The 21,327-nt window shown below is 35.6% G+C and carries 23 protein-coding genes; 7 read left to right on the top strand and 16 right to left on the bottom strand.

Features of this window, described 5'->3' with window-relative positions; genetic code table 11:
• Positions 1 to 170 precede the first annotated feature (170 nt).
• Positions 171 to 1,610, bottom strand: a complete 1,440-nt coding sequence (locus AC1DY0_RS12865) for a nucleoside recognition domain-containing protein (protein WP_477188996.1) — start codon at positions 1,608 to 1,610, stop codon at positions 171 to 173.
• Between the two features lie 824 nt (positions 1,611 to 2,434).
• Between AC1DY0_RS12865 and AC1DY0_RS12860 the strand changes: the two genes are divergently transcribed.
• A complete protein-coding gene (locus tag AC1DY0_RS12860) occupies positions 2,435 to 2,797 on the top strand; it encodes a hypothetical protein (RefSeq protein WP_477188995.1) in 363 nt (120 codons plus the stop codon).
• Positions 2,798 to 2,848: 51 nt separating this feature from the next.
• Here AC1DY0_RS12860 and AC1DY0_RS12855 read toward each other — a convergent pair whose 3' ends face one another.
• The 14 genes from AC1DY0_RS12855 to hemA form a co-directional block, all read right to left on the bottom strand.
• Positions 2,849 to 3,562: a 3'-5' exonuclease gene (locus tag AC1DY0_RS12855; protein ID WP_477188994.1), complete on the bottom strand. Its 714-nt coding sequence runs from the start codon at positions 3,560 to 3,562 to the stop codon at positions 2,849 to 2,851.
• A gap of 48 nt (positions 3,563 to 3,610) precedes the next feature.
• On the bottom strand, positions 3,611 to 4,081 hold the full coding sequence (locus AC1DY0_RS12850) for a methylated-DNA--[protein]-cysteine S-methyltransferase (protein ID WP_477188993.1): 471 nt from the start codon (positions 4,079 to 4,081) through the stop codon (positions 3,611 to 3,613).
• Positions 4,082 to 4,271: 190 nt separating this feature from the next.
• The gene (locus tag AC1DY0_RS12845; protein WP_477188992.1) at positions 4,272 to 4,661 is read right to left on the bottom strand and encodes a c-type cytochrome; all 390 of its coding nucleotides are present in this window, start codon (positions 4,659 to 4,661) and stop codon (positions 4,272 to 4,274) included.
• A gap of 3 nt (positions 4,662 to 4,664) precedes the next feature.
• Positions 4,665 to 5,660: a porphobilinogen synthase gene (hemB, locus tag AC1DY0_RS12840; protein ID WP_477188991.1), complete on the bottom strand. Its 996-nt coding sequence runs from the start codon at positions 5,658 to 5,660 to the stop codon at positions 4,665 to 4,667.
• A gap of 56 nt (positions 5,661 to 5,716) precedes the next feature.
• The gene (locus tag AC1DY0_RS12835; protein WP_477188990.1) at positions 5,717 to 6,661 is read right to left on the bottom strand and encodes a DUF4421 family protein; all 945 of its coding nucleotides are present in this window, start codon (positions 6,659 to 6,661) and stop codon (positions 5,717 to 5,719) included.
• Positions 6,652 to 7,554, bottom strand: coding sequence for an oxygen-dependent coproporphyrinogen oxidase (hemF, locus tag AC1DY0_RS12830; protein ID WP_477188989.1), 903 nt, complete (start codon positions 7,552 to 7,554; stop codon positions 6,652 to 6,654). Before hemF ends, AC1DY0_RS12835 begins: the two co-directional genes overlap by 10 nt.
• Positions 7,551 to 8,081 (bottom strand): GNAT family N-acetyltransferase, encoded by a 531-nt coding sequence (locus AC1DY0_RS12825; RefSeq protein ID WP_477188988.1) that lies wholly within the window; start codon positions 8,079 to 8,081, stop codon positions 7,551 to 7,553. The genes hemF and AC1DY0_RS12825 overlap by 4 nt, the downstream gene beginning before the upstream one ends.
• 5 nt (positions 8,082 to 8,086) lie before the next feature.
• Positions 8,087 to 8,467, bottom strand: coding sequence for a hypothetical protein (locus tag AC1DY0_RS12820; protein WP_477188987.1), 381 nt, complete (start codon positions 8,465 to 8,467; stop codon positions 8,087 to 8,089).
• A gap of 166 nt (positions 8,468 to 8,633) precedes the next feature.
• The gene (locus tag AC1DY0_RS12815) at positions 8,634 to 9,146 is read right to left on the bottom strand and encodes a transposase (protein WP_477188986.1); all 513 of its coding nucleotides are present in this window, start codon (positions 9,144 to 9,146) and stop codon (positions 8,634 to 8,636) included.
• A 132-nt stretch (positions 9,147 to 9,278) separates the two neighbouring features.
• Complete coding sequence (gene hemE / locus AC1DY0_RS12810; RefSeq protein WP_477188985.1) at positions 9,279 to 10,304, bottom strand: uroporphyrinogen decarboxylase; 1,026 nt, start codon at positions 10,302 to 10,304, stop codon at positions 9,279 to 9,281.
• Positions 10,305 to 10,423: 119 nt separating this feature from the next.
• Positions 10,424 to 11,086: a uroporphyrinogen-III synthase gene (locus AC1DY0_RS12805; RefSeq protein ID WP_477188984.1), complete on the bottom strand. Its 663-nt coding sequence runs from the start codon at positions 11,084 to 11,086 to the stop codon at positions 10,424 to 10,426.
• Between the two features lie 146 nt (positions 11,087 to 11,232).
• Positions 11,233 to 12,159, bottom strand: coding sequence for a hydroxymethylbilane synthase (hemC, locus tag AC1DY0_RS12800; RefSeq protein WP_477188983.1), 927 nt, complete (start codon positions 12,157 to 12,159; stop codon positions 11,233 to 11,235).
• Positions 12,160 to 12,294: 135 nt separating this feature from the next.
• Positions 12,295 to 12,699 carry a GxxExxY protein gene (locus AC1DY0_RS12795; protein ID WP_477189043.1) on the bottom strand — a complete coding sequence of 135 codons (405 nt, stop codon included), beginning with the start codon at positions 12,697 to 12,699 and terminating at the stop codon, positions 12,295 to 12,297.
• Positions 12,700 to 12,769: 70 nt separating this feature from the next.
• A complete protein-coding gene (gene hemA / locus AC1DY0_RS12790) occupies positions 12,770 to 14,029 on the bottom strand; it encodes a glutamyl-tRNA reductase (protein WP_477188982.1) in 1,260 nt (419 codons plus the stop codon).
• Between the two features lie 228 nt (positions 14,030 to 14,257).
• Here hemA and AC1DY0_RS12785 point away from each other — a divergent pair, with 228 nt between their 5' ends.
• The 6 genes from AC1DY0_RS12785 to recA all read left to right on the top strand — a co-directional run bounded on the left by AC1DY0_RS12785 (position 14,258) and on the right by recA (position 20,417).
• The gene (locus AC1DY0_RS12785) at positions 14,258 to 15,130 is read left to right on the top strand and encodes a helix-turn-helix domain-containing protein (RefSeq protein ID WP_477188981.1); all 873 of its coding nucleotides are present in this window, start codon (positions 14,258 to 14,260) and stop codon (positions 15,128 to 15,130) included.
• A 102-nt stretch (positions 15,131 to 15,232) separates the two neighbouring features.
• Positions 15,233 to 16,246, top strand: coding sequence for a ferrochelatase (gene hemH / locus AC1DY0_RS12780; protein ID WP_477188980.1), 1,014 nt, complete (start codon positions 15,233 to 15,235; stop codon positions 16,244 to 16,246).
• Between the two features lie 6 nt (positions 16,247 to 16,252).
• Positions 16,253 to 16,807, top strand: coding sequence for a CopD family protein (locus AC1DY0_RS12775; RefSeq protein ID WP_477188979.1), 555 nt, complete (start codon positions 16,253 to 16,255; stop codon positions 16,805 to 16,807).
• A 59-nt stretch (positions 16,808 to 16,866) separates the two neighbouring features.
• The gene (locus tag AC1DY0_RS12770) at positions 16,867 to 18,282 is read left to right on the top strand and encodes a sensor histidine kinase (protein WP_477188978.1); all 1,416 of its coding nucleotides are present in this window, start codon (positions 16,867 to 16,869) and stop codon (positions 18,280 to 18,282) included.
• 10 nt (positions 18,283 to 18,292) lie between these two features.
• The gene (locus tag AC1DY0_RS12765; RefSeq protein WP_477188977.1) at positions 18,293 to 19,075 is read left to right on the top strand and encodes an enoyl-CoA hydratase/isomerase family protein; all 783 of its coding nucleotides are present in this window, start codon (positions 18,293 to 18,295) and stop codon (positions 19,073 to 19,075) included.
• A gap of 322 nt (positions 19,076 to 19,397) precedes the next feature.
• Positions 19,398 to 20,417, top strand: coding sequence for a recombinase RecA (recA, locus tag AC1DY0_RS12760; protein ID WP_477188976.1), 1,020 nt, complete (start codon positions 19,398 to 19,400; stop codon positions 20,415 to 20,417).
• A gap of 48 nt (positions 20,418 to 20,465) precedes the next feature.
• On the opposite strand, the gene AC1DY0_RS12755 is transcribed toward recA, so the two are convergent.
• Complete coding sequence (locus AC1DY0_RS12755; RefSeq protein WP_477188975.1) at positions 20,466 to 21,233, bottom strand: lysophospholipid acyltransferase family protein; 768 nt, start codon at positions 21,231 to 21,233, stop codon at positions 20,466 to 20,468.
• Between the last annotated feature and the right edge of the window lie 94 nt (positions 21,234 to 21,327).

The raw sequence follows: 21,327 nt of genomic DNA, 5'->3' as shown, positions 1-21,327 counted from the left end.
TAAAAAATTGACACTAAAATTATCGTTGCAATTATTCCGACAATTTGATTATCCTCTTTAGCAACTTCGTCAATTGATTTTTTACCTCCGTAGTAAATCCACATAAAAATATTTCCAACCCACAAAAAAATCAACTTACCTATTAACCGTTGCATATAAAATGTCCGTTCTTAAAAAAACCAACTCGCCACAAAAATGGCCGTAATCACACAAATCACATCAACCAAAAGCATTGTCCCAAGAGCGTAACGGGTATTTTTGATATTTACCGAACCAAAGTAAACCGCAATCACATAAAAAGTACTTTCGGCACTACATTGAAAAATACTGCTCAATCTTCCTGTCATGGAATCGGCACCAAAAGTATTCATTGAATCAATCAAAAATCCTCTTGATCCAGCAGAACTAAAAGGTCTAAGCAGGGCTACCGGCAAAGCATCTGTAATTTCTTTGTTTACTCCCATATTGGAAAAAGCAAAAGCAATCCAATTGCTAATAATTTCAAACAATCCGCTGTTTCTGAATAATGAAATCGCTACTAACATCCCCAAAACATAAGGAAAAATGGTAACTCCTGTTTTAACTCCATTATTTGCTCCAGATACAAAAGCTTCGAAAACAGTGGTTTTAGCCTCTGTAAATTTCTTCTCTTTAATAAATGAAAATATCAAAGTAAAAGCAATAATCGCCACTAATATCAATGCAGAAAGATTAGAAGTGAAATAGTTTTTTCCAATTAAATCCAAATGGTTTACATACATCAATAACCCAACAATGGCAGCAATTAATGACATTAAAGCAATAACTAGAGATGCGCTCTTGAAATTAATTTTCTGTCTGATTCCAACAATTAAAAAAGCAGCAATTGTACCAATAAAAGAAGTTATAATACAAGGCAGCATAACATCAGCAGGATTTGTTGCATTAGCGGCAGCGCGATAACCAATAATTGAAGTTGCAATTAATGTTAGTCCTGAGGCATGGAGGCACATAAACATAATCTGAGCATCACTCGCCTTGTCTTTTTCGGGGTTTATTTCTTGTAAACTTTCCATAGCTTTTAATCCAAATGGCGTTGCAGCAGAATCCAATCCCAAGAAATTGGCAGCAAAGTTTAAAGTCATATAGGAAATCGACGGATGATCTTTTGGTATACTCGGGAACACCTTTACAAATACCGGGCTCAACAATTTAGCCAATTTTCCGGATGCTCCAGAAATGATTAAAAGCTCCATCAATCCGCAGAAAAATGCTAAATAAGCCATAAGCGGCAAAATCAAATCAAGCAAAGTGCTTTTGCACGTTGGCAATAAACCATCCGATTTTTGAACACCGCTGTAGATTTTTACAGTTTTATTTTTATAAACATAAGTCGTATCGGCATTTAGCGTATCACGATTGATAATCATGGTTTGATCCGTTGCTTTCTTGATACTGTCTTTGATAAAAGCAGGAACTTGTTCGATATATTTTTCAGAAATTAAAACTGGATCGTCTTTTTTTCCATTCAATACATAATCAATGGTGTACGTATTGGCAGAAAACAAACTGACAACAATAAAGATAATCGATGAAATAAAAATGACTAACCAGAATCTACTTAATACCATAATTTATAATTTTTGTAAATGTAAATATTTAACCGCAAAGTACACAAAGGTTTTCGCAAGGGCATTCGTTTAATGATTTTGGAGCAGAAATAGTTGTTATTTCATCAACAGTTGTCCCGCCATCCGGCACAATAGGATTTCCACTACTATCTGGGCTAAAAGAGTAAATTTTGCTCTTTTAAGACGATTCACAAGAACGAAAATTATAATCGCCTTCAGAACATTAGAAGAAATCGTAGGTGAAAGCTGGCCTGAGTACTGATTTATAACAGTCTAATCAGCAACAGACAGTTGCTGATACTTTTATAAATATAGAAGAGAAAACCGTTTAATTACCAAAGATTCAAACCTTGTTTTTACTCAGCAACGCAATACCATAACCAACGGTTTCAACCGTTGGAGACAATCAATACGAGACCATCGCCAAATTACCAAGGTTGAAACCTTGGGCTATAGCTGCATTAGAAAACGTCAAAATGCTTATAAATGGGCGAATAACTGCTGCTTTTACATAATAATGCTACTGTTTTTACAGAGTCATGCTACTGCTTTTACGTAGTACTAGTACTGCTTAGTAGTAGTAATAGTACTGTTTTTCAATACTAATTCCACTGCTTTTCAGGGGTAGTACTACTGTTTTTAAGTAGTATTACTACCGCTTTATAGTAGCTAACCTACCCATTTTCAATAGCAAAGATACTGATTTACAGTAGTCAGACTATCACTTAATAGTAGTTCCGCTACGTATTTGTAGTACTAATACGTTGTTTTTGACAATATAAAACTATATTTGAATTTATTATCCTACAATAAATAGAAAAACAATGAAAAGTAACAATAGAAAACACAGCGCAGATAGAGGTGAGCAATACCCTATAGTGGGGAATTTTATCAATTACCATATCGCGCAGCAGGGACTCACAAAAGCCGGGGTGGCTAGAGCTTTGGGCATACGCCCCAATGGATTGCTCACGTATTGCAAACAGGATACACTTCAGTTTGCCGTTTTGTGGAAATTGAGCCTGGCGCTAAAACATAATTTTGTTGCCCAATTGGGTGAATACCTACCCTATCGTTTTGAAACCATCCGCGAAAAAGCGCTCAAGGAAGAACTAGCAGAGAAAGATGCCCTGATCCAAAAGATGGAAATACAATTAGAAGCATTCAGGGAAATAATCGGGAAGTAATACCCAGCTTTCAAGAAGCTGGCTTTTTTATTCTATTGCAATCATTTGAAACTAAACATGAATAATCTCTTCCTCAATCAACAAATCTTCGCGTCTCAATCGAAGAAAAATTTGCGCTACGGCGATAGTGTCTTTTTCACAATAGGTGACAATTCGGTCAATGTCTTTGTCTACATAAAAAACGTGTCCCACCTGACTACCGTCAATATCGCCTTTTGGAGATGGAATTCCAAGCACTTTGCACATTAATTTCAAAGAAGTGAAATGTTTGTAATCACCAAATTTCCATAACTCCAAAGTATCCAAATGCGCAATTTCCCATGGCTTTTTACCAAATAAATTGAGTTTGTTGGGAATTGGAATTTGATTGATAATCATTCGGCGGGCAAGGAAAGGAATGTCAAATTCTTTTGCATTATGCCCACATAAAACATGCTGTGGTCCGTTGAAATGATTATTCAGTAGATTATTGAAATCTTTCAAAAGTTTTGATTCTTCACCAAAAAAGGAAGTCACCCTAAAGTTCCGAATATCTCCTTTAACAACAAAATACCCCACCGAAATACAGACAATTTTCCCGAACTCGGCCCAAATTCCGGCGCGGTCATAGAACTCCTCTCCCGAAAATTCGTCTTTACGTTGATATTGCGTTTTGAGTTCCCAAAGTCCTTTCATTTCATCGTCCAAAGTATTGTAATCAGCAACTTCAGGAACTGTTTCAATGTCAAGGAAAAGGATATTGTTGAGGTTTATTTTTTCAATCATTTTACAAGTTATCTAAAACGAATATAAGAAATTTATTCTACAAATGCTTTAGAACAAACTTTGTTGGGTTGTAGGGTTTTCGTGTTCCAACAGCCACTTTTTTCGCCACAAACCACCAGCATAACCAGTAAGTGAACCATCGGTACCAATGACTCTGTGACAAGGAACAACAATCCAAAGTGGGTTTTTCCCATTGGCGGAAGCGACAGCACGAATGGCTTTGGCATCACCTAAAACTTTTGACTGTTCAAGATACGTTCTGGTTTTTCCGTACGGAATCTCTAACAATGCTTTCCACACTTTTTTCTGAAATTCGGTTCCTTGTGGATTGAGTTTGAAATCAAAATCGGTTCGTTTTCCTTCAAAATAATCATTGAGTTGAGAAACAACTTCCTGCAAAGCAGCCGGAATTTCTACCGAAACAGTTCCCTCATCGGAAACTGAAATTTCCGATACGCCATTTTCATCGCCTATAATTGTTGCGATTCCCAAAGGTGTTTTGATGTAGACTGTTTCCATAATTTTGAATAGATTTGAACACAAAGTTATTGCAAAGTTCGCAAAGAATTTAGAAATGATGAAAAATAAAAAAACCATTCGTTTGATACAAATGGTTCTTTTTTTTAGCCCCGATAGAAGTGGAAATCCTTTTACTTTTTTCTTTAAAAAGTAAAAGATTGCAGCGGATAGCGGGATTAGCTCCTAAAAATTATTTTAATGTAGAATAGATATAAACTTCCAATGCTTGTAATTCTTCGTCTGACATTTCTTCGGTTATAGCAAAGTTGGTTTTCATCACTTCAAACTGGCTTGGATCTACAAGAGGTTCTCCGTCGCCTTTTAAAAATGTTACGATACTTGCATTTTTCTCTTTGTAGATTTTGGCAATTTCGTGTAAACTAGGACCGATGAGTTTTTTGTCCGGTAAATGACAGGCAACACAATTCCCCTTAGTCTCAAAAATTTCTTTTCCTAGGACTTCCGGTGATTTTACTGTTGCTGAATCTGAAGTTACTTCCGGTTTTCCGAAGGGTTCCTGGCTTTCTTTTTTACAGCTAACCAAAACTAAGAGCGTAACAATAATTAATAGCTTTTTCATATTTTATTTATTTAAAAGTATAGCTGCTTCTTTGGCAAAATAGGTCGAAATCAAACTTGCTCCCGCTCTTTTGATACACATTAATTGCTCCATCATGATTTTATCATTATCCAACCAACCTCTTTCGGCCGCTGCTTTGATCATCGCATATTCACCCGAAACGTGAAAAACCGTTACGGGAACATTCACTGCGTTTTTAACTTCACGAACGATATCCAAATAGGCAATTCCGGGTTTTACCATCACCATATCGGCGCCTTCTTCAACATCAGACAAGGCTTCTTTGATGGCTTCGATGCGATTGGCATAGTCCATTTGGTACGTTTTTTTGTCTTTTGGAACGGCAATATCCGCTTCTCTGGGCGCACTGTCCAATGCATCACGGAAAGGCCCGTAAAACGCAGATGCATACTTAGCCGAATAACTCATAATCCCCACGTGGTGAAATCCTGCGGCGTCCAATCCTTCGCGCAAACGCAAAACGCGTCCGTCCATCATATCGGATGGTGCTACAAAATCGGCTCCAGCTTGTGCGTGAGAGACAGCCATTTTTACCAAAGCGGCAACGGTAGAGTCGTTTTCGACATCGCCATTGGCAATGATTCCATCGTGACCATAAATCGAATACGGATCCAAAGCCACATCCGGCATTACAATCATCTCGGGACAAGCCGATTTGATCGCACGAATGGCTTGTTGCATCAATCCGTTGGGATTCCAGGCTTCTTTTCCCGTATTGTCTTTTAAATCCTCGCTTACTTTTACGTAAATATTGACCGCACGAATTCCTAAAGCATAAATTTCTTTAACCTCAGCAACAGTTAAATCAATCGAACGACGGAAGATTCCAGGCATAGATGGTATCTCAACATTTACGTTTTCACCTTCGGCTATGAACATAGGAAACATAAAATCGGTTGGGCTCAAAGTGGTTTCACGAACTAAAGAACGAATGGATTCGTTAACTCTTAAACGGCGGTTTCTGTGTAATGGAAACATAATGATTTTAGATTTTAGATTGCAAATTTATGATTGCAGATTATATGATTTATTTATTAAAGTCCTGTTTTCTGATGAATATTTTCAAATGCATCTTTTACTTTTTTGGGAGGATCAAAGCGGTACCCTACAGCAATATTTAAACTCGAAACATTATCATTCAATTGCACTCTGGTGTTACTGTCTTGCGCAAATGCAATGAAATTTAAGTTAACAAATGAAAAAAACTTATCGGTATTGTAACCCAACTTTAAACTCCCGCTAAAATTGTAAATACCCGAAATATTGCCATCCATATCGCTAATTCCACCTCCTATGCCCAATCCTGTCGACAGTAAAACTCGATTATTAATTACAAAATTATAATAATAAGACGGAGATATTGTCATTTCAAAAAGATCACTTTCTGGATCTTGGCTACCATCATTCAAATCAAGATTAGTATAAAAGAATGAAAAGCTTGGAATAAAACTACCTGAACTTTTGGTTTGCCATTCTTTTTGATTCGCTATTGCCTTAAAAGAAAAATTGGGATTGAAAACATACGATGTAACTCCTCCAATTTTGGTGGATCTTAAATCTGGTAAAGGGACTGTTGTCCCTCCTTCGCTGGCATAAAATCCTGTTTGATTGATAAAACTAAGCGTTTGCATCCATTTTTTATGAATAAACCGTGTACTGAAATTAAACAGTTTTGAACCTTCATTGTCTTTATTGACATCAAAAAACTGTGGTGAAAATCCAAATGAAAAATCGGCTATTTTAAATGAAACACTTGCCCCGATTTGTTCTCTGCGATTCGGAATCAAGTCAAAAATTCTTTTTGTCCCATCTGAATTGGGACTAACAATCTGAAAATTATTGGAAACGTCCAAAAAATACAAACTGGCTATCACTTTGTCATCATACGTTTTGAAATACGGATTGGAAGCTGTTTTTTCTTGGGCAAAACTGCCAAGAATACCACCAATCAGTGTCAAACAAAACGTTTTTACAACCATTCTTTTGGATTTTCTAATACTTGTAATAATTTCTCTTCGTCGCTTCCCGCTTCCGGATGATGATCGTAAACCCATTGCACATTCGGCGGTAAGCTCATCAGGATACTTTCTATCCTTCCGTTCGTTTTTAATCCAAATAAAGTGCCTTTATCGTGCACCAAGTTGAATTCGACATAACGTCCTCTTCTTATTTCTTGCCACGTTCTGTTTTCGGAAGTATATGGAAGGTTTTTTCTTCTTTCAACTATAGGAACGTAGGCTTCTAGGAAGCTATTTCCAACTTCTGTAACAAAGTTAAACCAATTTTCCATTGACATTTCATCATTTGCCTTACAATAATCAAAGAACAAACCTCCAATTCCACGGGCTTCGTTGCGATGTGCATTCCAAAAATAGGCATCACATTGCTTTTTATATTTTGGGTAAAACTCAGGATTGTGTTTGTCGCAGGCCGTTTTACAGGTTTGATGAAAATGAATAGCATCTTCCTCAAACAAATAATAAGGGGTTAAATCCTGTCCACCGCCAAACCATTGCTGAATCACGTTTCCGTTGTCATCATACATTTCAAAATAGCGCCAATTCGCGTGAACTGTTGGTACCATTGGGTTTTTTGGATGCAAAACCAAACTCAATCCGCAGGCAAAAAAATCAGCTTCACCCACGTTGAATAGTTTTTGCATTGAATCTGGCAATTTTCCGTGCACTGCCGAAATATTGACACCACCTTTTTCGAAAACAGCTCCGTTTTCGATTACACGGGTTCTTCCGCCGCCACCTTCCGGACGTTCCCACAAGTCTTCACGGAATTTAGCTTGATCGTCAACGGCTTCTAATCCTGCAACGATTGTGTCTTGAAGGCTTTGTATATAAGAGAAAAATTTATCTTTCATTTTGTTAATTCATATAATTCCATATCTAATGGAAGTTCATTCGTTGGCGTGAACTCATCGATTAATGTTCTTTTCCAAATAAAACCATTATTTTCAGCCACTTTAATGCTTCCAAAATTAGTTTTGTGAGCAATAATTTGGAGAGTTTTTAATTCTAATTCATCGCAAGCAAAACTTGAAAGAGCTTTAACTGCTTTAGAAATCATACCTTTCCCTTCAAAATCATTTCCAATACAATAGGCAAATTCACCAATTCTATTTGTCCAATCAATTTTTTTAATGATAATTAATCCAATGATTTTTTGAGTATCGATTTCCCTAATTGCAAAAGTGAAATTTACTTTCTGTTGAATTTCTCTCTCTTTACTTTCAATATATTCTACTGATTTTTCAAATGTCTTATTACTAGAAAGTGTAAGTGGGAAAAATTTACTTAATCGTTCCGTATTCTCAATAATAAACTGATGCAGCTGATTGGCATCCGTCGGTTTCAATTTATCAATACAAACGTTTTCAATGATTATCATTTCCATTATAAATTGGCCTTCGCGGCAGTTATTTTGTTAAAAATATCGAACGAAAATGTCTTGCTTTCCTCTTGAATATATTTGTAAATGGCAATGGCTTTTTGTGAAAAATCAAACTGAACTTCTTTGGAAAAAGCAACCAAAAAATCAGCAAATAACTCCAACTGATTCCAATCTAAATTAAGGTGTTGCAAATGAACAATCAATTCTTCTTCCTCAAAGTTATTGAGACTTTCGACATTCATTGCCAAGTCTTTTAATTCATTTTCTAAGAAAAGAAGATCTTCTAAATTCCAAAACTTAGGCACATAAACCAATGACATCAGCTTTTTGAGCACGTTGTCAATCCGAATACTTTCCTGGTCTCTTAAGCCTTTGTTTAGCATAGTCTATATATTTTGATCATACTGCAAGGTTTTTTTCCAAACCTTGTAGGTATTACTTTTGGGCGACATTCTCAAACATACCTACAAGGTTTGGAAAAAAACCTTGCAGGAGAAACCCTCCCCCGCTTTACTCAAATGTAAATTTTTCAGTTAGAAAATCATTTCTTTAATTATGACAAAAAATAAAATTTTCAAGACCTCCAAATAATCTTAAGACCTCTTCTCTCTCAATTTTTGTGTCCTTATTTGAAACAAAAGCTTGATAAGATGAATACTTATAATTGTCAAATTTTAAATCTAAATGATGCTTTGGATTCAAATGGACATACAGTATCAATTGTTTCAAATACTCTTCATCATTGAGCTTTATTCTCTTGAAATGTTTTTCAAAAAGACTTCCAGTCCTATCAATATCTTTATTAAAAGCTTTTACATAGGAATTAAAAAAATTAGAAAATGCCTGCGTTACTACTTTTTCTTCTTCATTTAATTGAACAACCAAATGAAAATGATTATCCATTAAACAATATCCAAATATTGAGATTTTATCAACTAAATATTTCGAAAGTTGTTTTAAAAAGAAGCTTTTGTTTTCGTCATTTTGGAAAATTAAACACCCATTTATACCTCTGTTATAAATATAATAATAACCATCTTTTTCTAAAACTTCTAATTTCATATCATAGCCTTTATTATTACAATCCTGCAAGGTTTTTTTCAAACCTTGTAGGTATTTCTTTTAGGACGACGTTATCTAACATACCTACAAGGTTTGAAAAAACCTTGCAGGAGATTCAGTGGAAACTGAGAATTAATTCCCGTACTCTTTCACCGCATCAATAAATGCTTTGGCGTGATCTACAGGGATATTTGGTAAAATTCCGTGGCCTAAGTTCACAATGTATTTGTCTTTTCCAAATTCGTCGATCATTTCGTGAACCATTTTCTTGATGGTCGGAATTGGTGAAAGTAATCTTGAAGGGTCAAAATTTCCTTGTAAAGTAACGTTGCCACCTGACAAATAACGGGCATTTCTAGCTGAACAAGTCCAATCTACTCCAAGAGCCGAAGCTTTACTTTTCCCCATTTCACCTAAAGCAAACCAACATCCTTTTCCGAAAACAATAACTGGAGTAACCTCAGCCAATGCCTCAATGATTTGATTAATGTAATTCCAAGAGAATTCCTGGTAATCTACTGGTGAAAGCATTCCTCCCCAAGAATCAAAAATTTGAACAGCGTTTACCCCCGATTTTACTTTTTCTTTTAGGTATAAAATGGTTGTATCGGTGATTTTTTGCAATAAAGTGTGTGCTGCTACAGGGTTTGAAAAACAAAATCCTTTGGCAGTATCAAAACTTTTAGAACCTTTTCCTTCAACAGCGTAACAGAAAATTGTCCAAGGCGAACCTGCGAAACCAATCAATGGCACCTCATCATTCAGCATTTCTTTGGTTAATTTTATGGCATCAAAAACATAACCTAAAGTTTCATTAACATCTGGAACATAAACCTGATTTACTTGTTCCATCGTACGAATTGGATTTGGAATAATTGGCCCCAAATTGTCTTTCAATTCCACGTGAATTCCCATTGCTCTTGGCACTACCAAAATATCTGAAAATAAAATCGCTGCATCTGGAGCAATCCGGCGAATAGGCTGAACTGTGATTTCAGCTGCCAATTCTGGAGTTTCGCAACGGGTGAAAAAATCGTATTTGTCACGCAAAGCTCTAAATTCCGGTAAATATCTTCCGGCTTGACGCATCATCCAAACTGGTGGGCGTTGTACTGTTTCTCCTTTTAAAGCTTTTAAAAATAGGTCGTTCTTTATCATTTTGTTTGTTTTATCCTGCAAGGTTTTTTTCGAACCTTGTAGGTATACATTATTTAATTTTACTTTGCCAAATCATAGCTACAAGGTTCGAAAAAAACCTTGCAGGAATATACACTTGCTTATTTATATTCTGCTATTACATCCTCAATTACGTCTTCAACACTAGGCTGATCTGCAACGATGATGTTTTTTGTTATTTTTTCTAATGCGCTTGCGGTAGTTTCGCCAATGCAGAAACAGTTTTCTTTCTTTATAACATTATCTTTCAAATAACTTTCCACGCCGGAAGGACTGAAAAACAAAATTGCATCTATTTTCTCCTTAATCTTTATCGGAGTCAATAGTGTTTCATAAACCTGAATCTCATTGAATTTTATCCCTGCATCTTTCAACGCTTTTGGCAGTGTTTCTTTACGAAGATTTCCACTAAAGAAAGTATAGCTTTCTTGGCTATAAATCAAAGCAATAATCTCGGCTAAGTCGGCGGCATAACCAGTGTAGGCAACCACATTGAACCCAGCTTCAGATAATAGAATTTTCGTTTTTAGTCCAACGCAAAAAACATTTTTGGTTTTCAAATTGTCAACATCTGAATTTTCTAAAACACTTTGTGCCGCATTTTGACTGGTAAAAATCAAATTGTCGTTGATGGCATTGAGTTCGAATTCTTGCTTCTTAGTCGAAATGAAATCCTCTTCGAATACTTCAAATCCAGCACTTAGAAGTTCCCGTCGCTGATTATCCGACAGCGTTTTGGTAGATAATATAACTGTTTTACTCATTTTTTGTCTTTGAATCATTCTGAAAAAGCCTATTCTTTCTCTTTTAGCCCCGATCGAAGGGAAAATCCCGTCTCGTCTTTTCGACGAGTAAGGATTGGAATGAGAGCGGGAACCCATCTTTCCAAAAATGCCAAATCTTTCGCTCCTTATTTTTTCAAGCTTTCTTTTATCGTTGCCATCAATTCAGTTCCACCGTTCTCGAAGATTTCTTGAGCTGAGTTATAACCCAGTTTTTTCCATTCTTCGATGGGAACTATTTTTTTGACTTCGATTTTTTGTTTTCCGTCAATAGAAAATAGCACTCCATTGAAATGGATAGTATCTTCGATTTCGTTGTATTTTGCCAAAGCGCCAATTGGTGCCGTGCAACCGCCTTCGAGAGTTTTTAGAAATTGTCTTTCGATATGGGTACACACTTCGGTTTCAATATCGTTGAGTTGCGCAACTGCATCACGGCAAAAATCGTCGTTGACCATAGCCACTACAACCATTGCCCCTTGCGCAGGCGCTGGAATCATCCAATCAAGATTGATATAATTTTCGGGTTTCAGGTTAATGCGCTCCAATCCTGCAGCGGCAAAAACGGCTCCGTTCCAATCATTTTCCTGTAGTTTTTGCATACGGGTATTCACGTTTCCGCGTAAATCGACTACATTGTGATTCGGATATTTATTCCACCATTGGGCTTGGCGACGCAAACTTCCTGTGGCAATAGTTCCTTTTTCGTCTAAAAAATCAAGATTTCCTTTGTGAACCAAAATGTCCAAAGTATTGGCTCTTTCGAGAACCGCCCCTTGAACAATGCCAATTGGCAAAGTTGTTGGAACGTCTTTCATAGAATGCACCGCAATATCGATTTGACCATTTATCATGGCAATATCAAGTGTTTTGGTAAAAATTCCGGTGATTCCTAGTTCGTAAAGGGGTTTGTCAAGAATAATATCTCCTTGTGATTTTACGGCAATGATTTCGGTTTTATAGCCTAAATCGTTTAGTTTTTTTTCTACCGTGTGGGCTTGCCATAACGCGAGTTCGCTATCACGGGTTCCAATATGTATTGTTTTTTCTGCCATTTTTAGTTTTTTTACCATTAAGATATTAAGGAACATTAAGCTTTGTGTTGAATGTAAGTTAATTAAGTTTTAAAACGTTTAACTTAATTTTCTTAATCTCTTAATGGTTCAATTTCTTTACGGCAATGTTTATGTTTAATCTATTAATCTTGCAAAATAATCATTTACAAGTGGTTTCATTGATTTTGTTATGTTTAAAGTGTTAAAATTAATTAATAAACCTTGAGGTCTTTGGAATAATTTCATATACGTAAGTAATTGTGCTTCATGAATTGGCAAAAGGTTTTCTATCGCTTTTAACTCAACTACTACACAATCATTCACAAGTAAATCAATTCTTAGATCAGATTCTAATTCAAGGTCATAATAATCTATTTTAACAACTAATTGTTGTTTAACATCGTATCCATTTTGTTCTAATTCATATTTAAGGCATTGCTCATAAATGCTTTCTAAAAGTCCAGGTCCTAATGCTTTATGCACTTTTATAGCAAAACCTGTAATTTCATAAGCTAATTGTGTAACCTCTTTTTTTGTCATAGAACTTTTTTCTTTTTTTACCATTAAGTTTTTTAAAACACAAAGCTTAATTTTCTTAATATCTTAATGGTTAAATTTTATTTGTAGCTGCTATTTGAAAAACTTTTTCGATCCAATCGATGCTTTCATCTACCATTGTGTCTTCATTTTTAAGATGATTGGCAAAATGAGTAGTAATCTTTTGGATGATTCTGGAGCTGATAATTTCGGCTTGTTCTTCGTTGAAATTGGACATTTTTTTACTTTGAAAATCCAATTCCGAATTTTTAATCGTGTTTAGCTTCTCTTTCAAGGCATTGATAGTCGGAGCAAACTTTCTTACTTTCGTCCAGGCGATAAATTCGTCCTTTATTTCTTCAATAATAGCCTCTGCTGCTGGGATATGGGCTTTTCTGTTTTCCAACGTCTCGTCTGTCATTTGCGACAAATGATCCATATGAATTAAAGTAACTCCTTCAAGATCTTTGACGTTTTCATTGACATTTTTTGGAATTGATAAATCCAAAATCAACAATGGTTTTTTCAAATTCAAAATAGCCTTGTCGATAGTAGGGTTTTGGGCTCCTGTAGCAACCACCACCACATCGGCTTTTTGCAACTCAAGATGCAATTCCGAGTAATCTTTAACAATCAGATTCAATTTTCCGGCCAATTTTTCCGCTTTGTCTTTGGTTCTGTTGATTAAAGTGATGTGTTCGTTTTTGGTGTGTTTCACTAAATTTTCGCAGGTATTTCTTCCGATTTTCCCTGTTCCAAAAAGTAAAATATTCTTGTTTCCAATGTCTGGAACGTTCTTGATAATGTATTGAACCGATGCAAAAGACACCGAAGTGGCTCCTGAACTGATTTCGGTTTCATTTTTGATTTTTTTACTGGATTGTATTACTGCATTCACCAATCGTTCCATAAAAGCGTTGGCTAAACCCAATGCTTTGGCTTCGGCGAAACCATTACGAATCTGGCTGATGATTTCAAAATCGCCTAGAATTTGGCTATCCAAACCTGTTCCTACTCGGAATAAATGAGAAATAGCTTCCTGGTTTTTGAAAACATATGCAACTTTTTGAAAATCTTCAACAGTACCGTTGCTGTTCTCGCAAAGTAATTTTATTAATTGAAAAGGGTGTTCGGCATAGCCGTAGATTTCAGTTCTATTACAGGTCGAAGTCACAAATAAACTTTGTATTCCCTCAGTTTTGGCTTGTTCGAGCAAACGAGTTTTAGCTAAAGTGTCTAAACTAAATTTGCCTCTTATTTCGGCATCGGCTTTTTTATAGCTAAGCCCGATTGAGTAAAAATAGTGATGCTTTGAACCGTTATGATTTTCCATATATTCCCTTTCATATAAAGTACTACAAAACTATTACTATCGTTTCTATAAAAGTAACGCTAAAAGTTCTATTTGTGTCGCTGTATGCTTTTTTAGATTTAATTCGTTGTTTTCTAATAAAAACTGCTATTTTTGTAGCGCTATCGAGGGTTTATTTTTGATTTATTTAGAGTGATTCTAAATAAATACTTTCGATAAAAGTCATTTTTTTATTTAAAAAATATCGCTATGGGTTCACAGGAAATAATAACTATCGAAGATGATTTTACATTAATTCGTTTTCAAAATGATAGTTTAGAAACTTTTCAAGCCAAACACGAAGTGAGTAATGGCTTGATTCAATTTCATTTTGGATTAAAAGGAAAAGCTAAATTCAACTTTAATCAAGGGAGCTATATATTGGATTTGAATGAGGAGAAGTCATATCTGTTCTACAATCCGCAAAAAGAATTACCGCTCAATTTAGAATTGGCACCAAATACTTGGGTGATATCAATTTTAATTTCGATTCAAAAATTTCACCGATTATTTTCAAATGATTCGGGACATATTCCGTTTTTGAGCGAAGAGAATAAAGACAAAAAGTATTATAAAGAAGGAGACATCAGTCCTTCAATGGCAATTGTATTAAGCCAATTGTTCCATTATAATTTAAATCCTTCAATCAAGAATCTATATTATAAAGGCAAAGGATATGAGCTATTAAGTTTGTATTTCAATCGTTCTGAAGATCCTAATGCGGAACAGTGCCCGTTTTTGATCGATGAAGAAAACGTGTACAAAATTAAAAAAGCCAAAGAAATCATCATTGCCAATATGGCTGAACCGCCAGGTTTACAAGAATTGGCAGATGAAATCGGTTTGACTTTAAAGAAACTCAAAATGGGTTTTAAGCAAATTTATGGTGACACCGTTTATGGCTACCTTTTTGATTACAAAATGGATTACGCCCGTCAATTGCTGGACAGCGGTTCCTATAATGTCAATGAAGTGGGATTAAAAATCGGGTACAGCACTGGAAGCCATTTTATAGCGGCATTTAAAAAGAAGTTTGCAACGACTCCAAAGAAATATTTGATGTCCATAAATACCAATACCTAAAATACCATTGCTTTTAGATATTTAAACATAACAAAAAAATAACATTTATCATATTTCCAAAAAGTTGCTTTCTATACTTTTGGCAAAAAATCAAACCTATATATGAAAGGCGTATTATTAGTAAATTTAGGCTCACCAGAAAGTCCACAACCAAAAGATGTAAAACCTTATTTAGACGAATTTTTAATGGACAAATACGTTATTGATGTTCCGTATTTGTTGAGAGCTTTATTGGTTCGCGGCATTATCCTAAGAAAAAGACCTGAAGAATCAGCACACGCTTACGCAAAAATTTGGTGGGAGGAAGGTTCTCCTTTAGTTGTGCTTTCAGAAAGAATGCATAAAAAAGTACAGCCTTTAGTAGGTGTTCCAGTGGCATTATCCATGCGTTATGGCTCAATGAATATTGAAAAAGGACTACAGGAATTGCACGACAAAGGAGTAGATGAAGTATTACTTTTTCCTTTGTATCCACAATATGCAATGGCATCTACGCTGACGATTTTGGTAAAAGCTGAAGAAATTCGTAAGAAGAAATTTCCAAATATGAAGATTACCGATGTTCCTGCTTTTTACAACAAACCAGATTACATTCAAAATCTTGCTGATTCGATGAAAAAGCATTTAGAGGGCTTTGAATACGATCATTTGTTATTTTCGTATCACGGAATTCCAGAACGTCATATTCGTAAAACTGACATTACAAAATCACATTGTAAAATTGATGGTTCTTGTTGTAACACACCGTCTCCAGCACACGATTTTTGCTATCGCCATCAATGTTATGAAACGACGAGATTAGTAATTGAGAAATTAGGCCTTCCAAAGGATAAATACAGCCTGACTTTTCAGTCAAGACTGGCTGGCGACAAATGGTTGGAACCTTATACCGATATTGAAATTGACAAAATGCCTGAAAAAGGAATCAAAAATCTTGCAGTTGTAACTCCAGCTTTTGTTTCGGATTGTCTTGAAACATTAGAAGAAATTGCCATGCGCGCTAAAGAAGATTTTGAAGCAAAAGGAGGAGAAAACTTCTTGGCAATTCCTTGCTTGAATGATGATGACGAATGGTGTACCACGGTAAGCAATTGGATTAATGATTGGGCAAAATAATATTCTATGGAAATTTACAATTACCTCAAATCCCTACATCTCATCTTTGTAATCACTTGGTTTGCCGGTTTATTCTATATCGTCCGATTATTTGTTTACCAAATTGAAGCCGCTGATAAACCTTCACCCGAAAAGGAAATTCTTCAAAAACAGTATAAAATTATGGCATACCGATTGTGGTATATCATTACTTGGCCATCGGCCATATTGGCTAGCATTTTTGCATTTTGGATGCTGTTTTTTACTGATTTGGGAAGTGCTTGGTTGCAAATGCCTTGGATGCACGTAAAACTTGGCTTCGTTTTTGTGCTATATTTATATCATTTAAAATGTCAGCAAATTTTCAGTCAATTGCAAAGGGATGAAGTAAAATACACCACAAATTTCATGCGTTTGTGGAATGAGATTGCCACCATAATTTTATTCGCGGTTGTGTTTTTGGTTGTATTAAAAAATGCAGTGAATTGGATTTATGGAGTAATCGGTATTTTCCTGTTTTCGATTACTATTATGCTTGGTTTTAAATTTTATAAAAGGATTAGGGAGCGAAATAAATCGTAATTATGCTTAGAAATTTTAAGATTCCTATAATTTCATTACGTGTTAGAATCTTTCTTTCAATGATTGTATTAATCATTGCAACTTCCCTTTTGCTCATAACCATTTCCATCTTTCAATACAAAACTGTCGCCAAAGAATACAATCAAAAGCGAATTGAAAACATGGAATTTTATGTAAAAAAGCATATCAATTATATGCTTTCCAATACTACATATCCTCTGACAGATGACAATATAAAATTAATCTTCAAAGATAAAATTCACGAAATATCCGACATTCAAAATACTGAAATACAGATCTATTCCTTGGATGGAAAATTACTGAAATCCTCCAAAGAATCCTTTTCGGTGGCAATACAATCGCCAATAATATCAAAATTCATCGTGCGCTTAGTCAATGCCTCTATTGACAAAAGGTTTGTAGAAGTCAAAACCATCAATGGTATAAAATATCGCTCCTCTTATAGCCTCATAAAAAATAAAAAATTTAAACCCATCGGAATCCTAAAATTACCCAATGTTCCCGATGATGGCTATTATGAAAAAAAATTAAACAATTTCTTGGTTAGCTTAACACAGGTATATGCTCTTATGATTGCCTTGGCTTTTGGATTGGCTTATTTGCTTTCTTCTTTTATCACCAAACCAATTTATGATTTTGCGGAAAAATTAAGGGAAACCAGTTTGAACCAAAAGAATGAAAAAATACCTTTTCCAGCCAAAATTAAGGAGATTAATATGCTGTTGCATGCTTACAACAGGATGATTGAAGAACTCGAAAGAAACGCCATAAAACTGGCCCAAAACGAACGAGATCTCGCTTGGAGGGAAATGGCCAAGCAGGTGGCTCACGAAATCAAAAATCCGTTAACCCCAATGCGGCTAACTATTCAGAGTTTTCAGCGAAAATTTCATCCTGAAGATCCAAATATCAGACAGAAATTAAACGATTTCTCGGAATCCTTAATTCAGCAAATAGATACGATGAGTGCTGTTGCATCTGCGTTTTCTGATTTTGCTTCCATGCCTGCCCAACAAAACGAAATCCTGAATGTAGTCGAAGTGGTAGAACTCACCTTGGATATTTTTCATGAAGATTATATTGTTTTTGAATGTTCCGAAAAAGAGATTATTTCCAAAATTGACCGTACACAACTCATTCGGGTAATTACCAATTTGGTTAAAAATGCCATGCAAGCCATTCCTGAAAACCAAGAAACCAAAATGATATTGGTTACCATAGAAAGAATAAAAAAAGAAGTCATTATTTCGATAAAAGACAATGGAACAGGAATAAGTCCTGAACATATCGACAACATCTTTGAACCCAAATTCACTACCAAAAACAGCGGAATGGGTTTAGGTCTTGGAATTATAAAAAACATCATCGAAAACTACAACGGAACAATTACCTTTGAATCTAAATTTGGAAGAGGTACCATATTTACCGTTACCCTACCAATCATTAACTCATAACTATAACACAATGAACTACGACAATCTTTTAATTACACTGGAAAACAACATTGCAACCGTTGTTATCAACAGACCAACCAAACTAAATGCTTTGAATATTGAAACGATCAATGACTTGCACAAAGCCATAAAAGTATTGGGTAAAAACAAAGAAATTCAAGTTATCATACTTACAGGTAGTGGCGAAAAAGCATTTGTTGCTGGTGCAGACATTTCAGAATTTGCCCATTTCACCATTGAAGAAGGAACACAATTGGCTTTCCAGGGGCAAGAATTGCTTTTTAATTTTATTGAAAACCTAAAAACTCCAGTTATAGCAGCCGTTAATGGATTTGCTTTGGGAGGTGGATTGGAATTGGCTATGGCCTGTCATTTTAGAGTAGCCTCAGACAATGCAAAAATGGGACTTCCAGAAGTTTCGCTAGGAGTAATTCCAGGATATGGAGGTACGCAGCGTTTGCCACAATTGGTTGGTAAAGGTCAAGCAATGGAAATGATTATGACCGCTGGAATGATTACTGCCGATGAAGCCAAACAATACGGATTGGTAAATCATGTAGTTCCACAAGCCGAGTTAATCGAATTTTGTACTGGAATTGCCCAAAAAATCATAAAAAATTCACCTTTTGCCATTGGTAGAGCCATAAAAGCAATCAATGCAAATTATACCGAAGGAAAGAATGGTTATGAGACCGAAATTAAAAACTTTGGAAAGTGTTTTGGAACTGACGATTTCAACGAAGGAACCAAAGCGTTTTTGGAGAAAAGAAAAGCTGTTTTTACTGGAAAATAGTTATTTAATGCATTGTTCTTTTTTATTGATTTTGAAATTATCATTGAAATTGAAATTTGCTGTTTTAAAGCCCCAATACGAGTTGCGTGAGGGATAGCAGCAAGCTACCAAAGTAGCGCGTATAGCCCGACCCTGTTGCGTAAAGGAGGCGAATAACCGCTCCGATAAGTAGCCTCCTTTACGCAACGGGGGCACGCCCAAATGATAAAAAAAACAACTTTTGCTACTTCGAAAAAAAGAAGTATTTTTACGAAAATTATATAAAAACGATCCCTTATTTTGAAGAAAATAAGGGAAAACCGAATAAACAAAAGAAATAGAGATGAAAGAAAAAAGCAGTTCAGAGAAAGAAGCTAAGTTGAAAGCGTTACAGCTTACACTTGACAAATTAGACAAAACCTACGGAAAAGGAACTGTAATGAAAATGGGCGACAAAGCCATAGAGGAAGTGGAAACTATTTCATCTGGGTCTTTGGGAGTTGATTTGGCTTTGGGAGTTGGTGGTTATCCAAAAGGAAGAATTATAGAAATTTACGGACCAGAATCATCTGGTAAAACGACTTTGACACTTCATGCAATTGCAGAAGCTCAAAAAGCGGGAGGAATTGCTGCTTTTATTGATGCGGAGCATGCTTTTGATAGAAATTATGCTGAGAAATTAGGAGTTGATATCGAAAACCTAATCATTTCGCAACCGGATAACGGGGAACAAGCACTAGAAATTGCCGAAAACCTGATTCGTTCTGGAGCGATTGACATCGTGGTTATTGACTCGGTTGCTGCATTGACGCCTAAGAGTGAAATTGAAGGTGAAATGGGAGATTCTAAAATGGGTCTTCATGCACGATTAATGTCTCAAGCATTGAGAAAATTAACGGGAACGATCAGTAAAACGAATTGTACTGTGTTTTTCATCAACCAGTTGAGAGAGAAAATCGGTGTAATGTTTGGAAATCCAGAAACTACTACTGGTGGTAACGCCTTGAAGTTTTACGCTTCGGTACGTTTGGATATTCGTCGTTCTACACAAATTAAAGATGGTGAAAACGTTTTGGGTAACAGAACTAAAGTAAAAGTTGTTAAAAACAAAGTGGCACCACCATTTAAAATAGCAGAATTTGACATCATGTATGGTGAAGGAATCTCGAAAACAGGTGAGATACTTGACCTTGCCGTAGAGTTTGAAATTATCAAAAAAGCAGGTTCTTGGTTCAGTTACGGTGAAACCAAGCTTGGACAAGGCCGTGATGCAGTTAAATCATTGATTAAAGATAATCCGGAATTGGCAGATGAACTTGAAGTGAAAATTAAAAGTCACATCAAGGAATTAGCTGAAGCATAAAAACAGAAAAGACCGTCTAGTTCCAAAAAACGAGACGGTCTTTTTTATTTATTTGTTTTTTGATTCATCCAGTTTTTTAAACTCTAATAATTCATTGTAAATTAAGTTTCGAACATGTTCGCGAACTTCCTTTCTATCCAATGGTTCTCCTTTATCCGAAACTGTTTCAACCAAAGGCAAAATCTTAACGCGCATTAGACCTGGACTACCGCTATAGAATGTGTACGACAATCTCTTCTTATTATCCGGAAAAACGAGAGGAACGATGGGTAAATGATGTTCTACCGCCAAACGGAAAGCGCCGTCCTTGAAATGATCCAAAAAGATAGTCTCATCATGTGGCACTCCCCCTTCTGGAAAAATGCAGATACTTAATCCTCTATCAATTCTTTTTTGAGCTTCATTAAACACTTCCATTCTGCTTTTTGAACAGCTTCTGTCCACTAGAATACTGGTTCTTTTATAGAAAAAACCAAACAATGGAATTTTTGCCAGCGACATTTTCCCAACAAAAACAAAAGGATTGTCCACTGAAGCAAGCATTAGCATAATATCCGACATGGAAGTATGGTTTGCCACAAACATATAACTTTTCTTGCGGTCCAATTTTTGGACTTTCTCAATTTTATAATAGAAACCCATTCCAAAAAGCACACATTTGGCCCAAATACGGGACATTTTAAAGAAATAAGGATAACCTCTTTCAGTCAATATGGAAGCCACCAAAAAAGGAAGCATAATCAGGATGGGTATGAGCATAACCACATAAAACCATACCCGCCAAACGGCCCAAAATATCTTTTTTATACTTTTCATAAAGTCAAAAGTAAGGAAACTTGCGGAAAATTTAGCAAAAGAATTAACTTTGCGGTCAAATATTACATCACCATACAATCATACGAGATTTAAA

The organism is Flavobacterium sp. P1_E4, from assembly GCF_056405915.1.
Note: the sequence above shows the minus strand (reverse complement) of the source record. Positions and strands in the feature narration are given on the sequence as shown.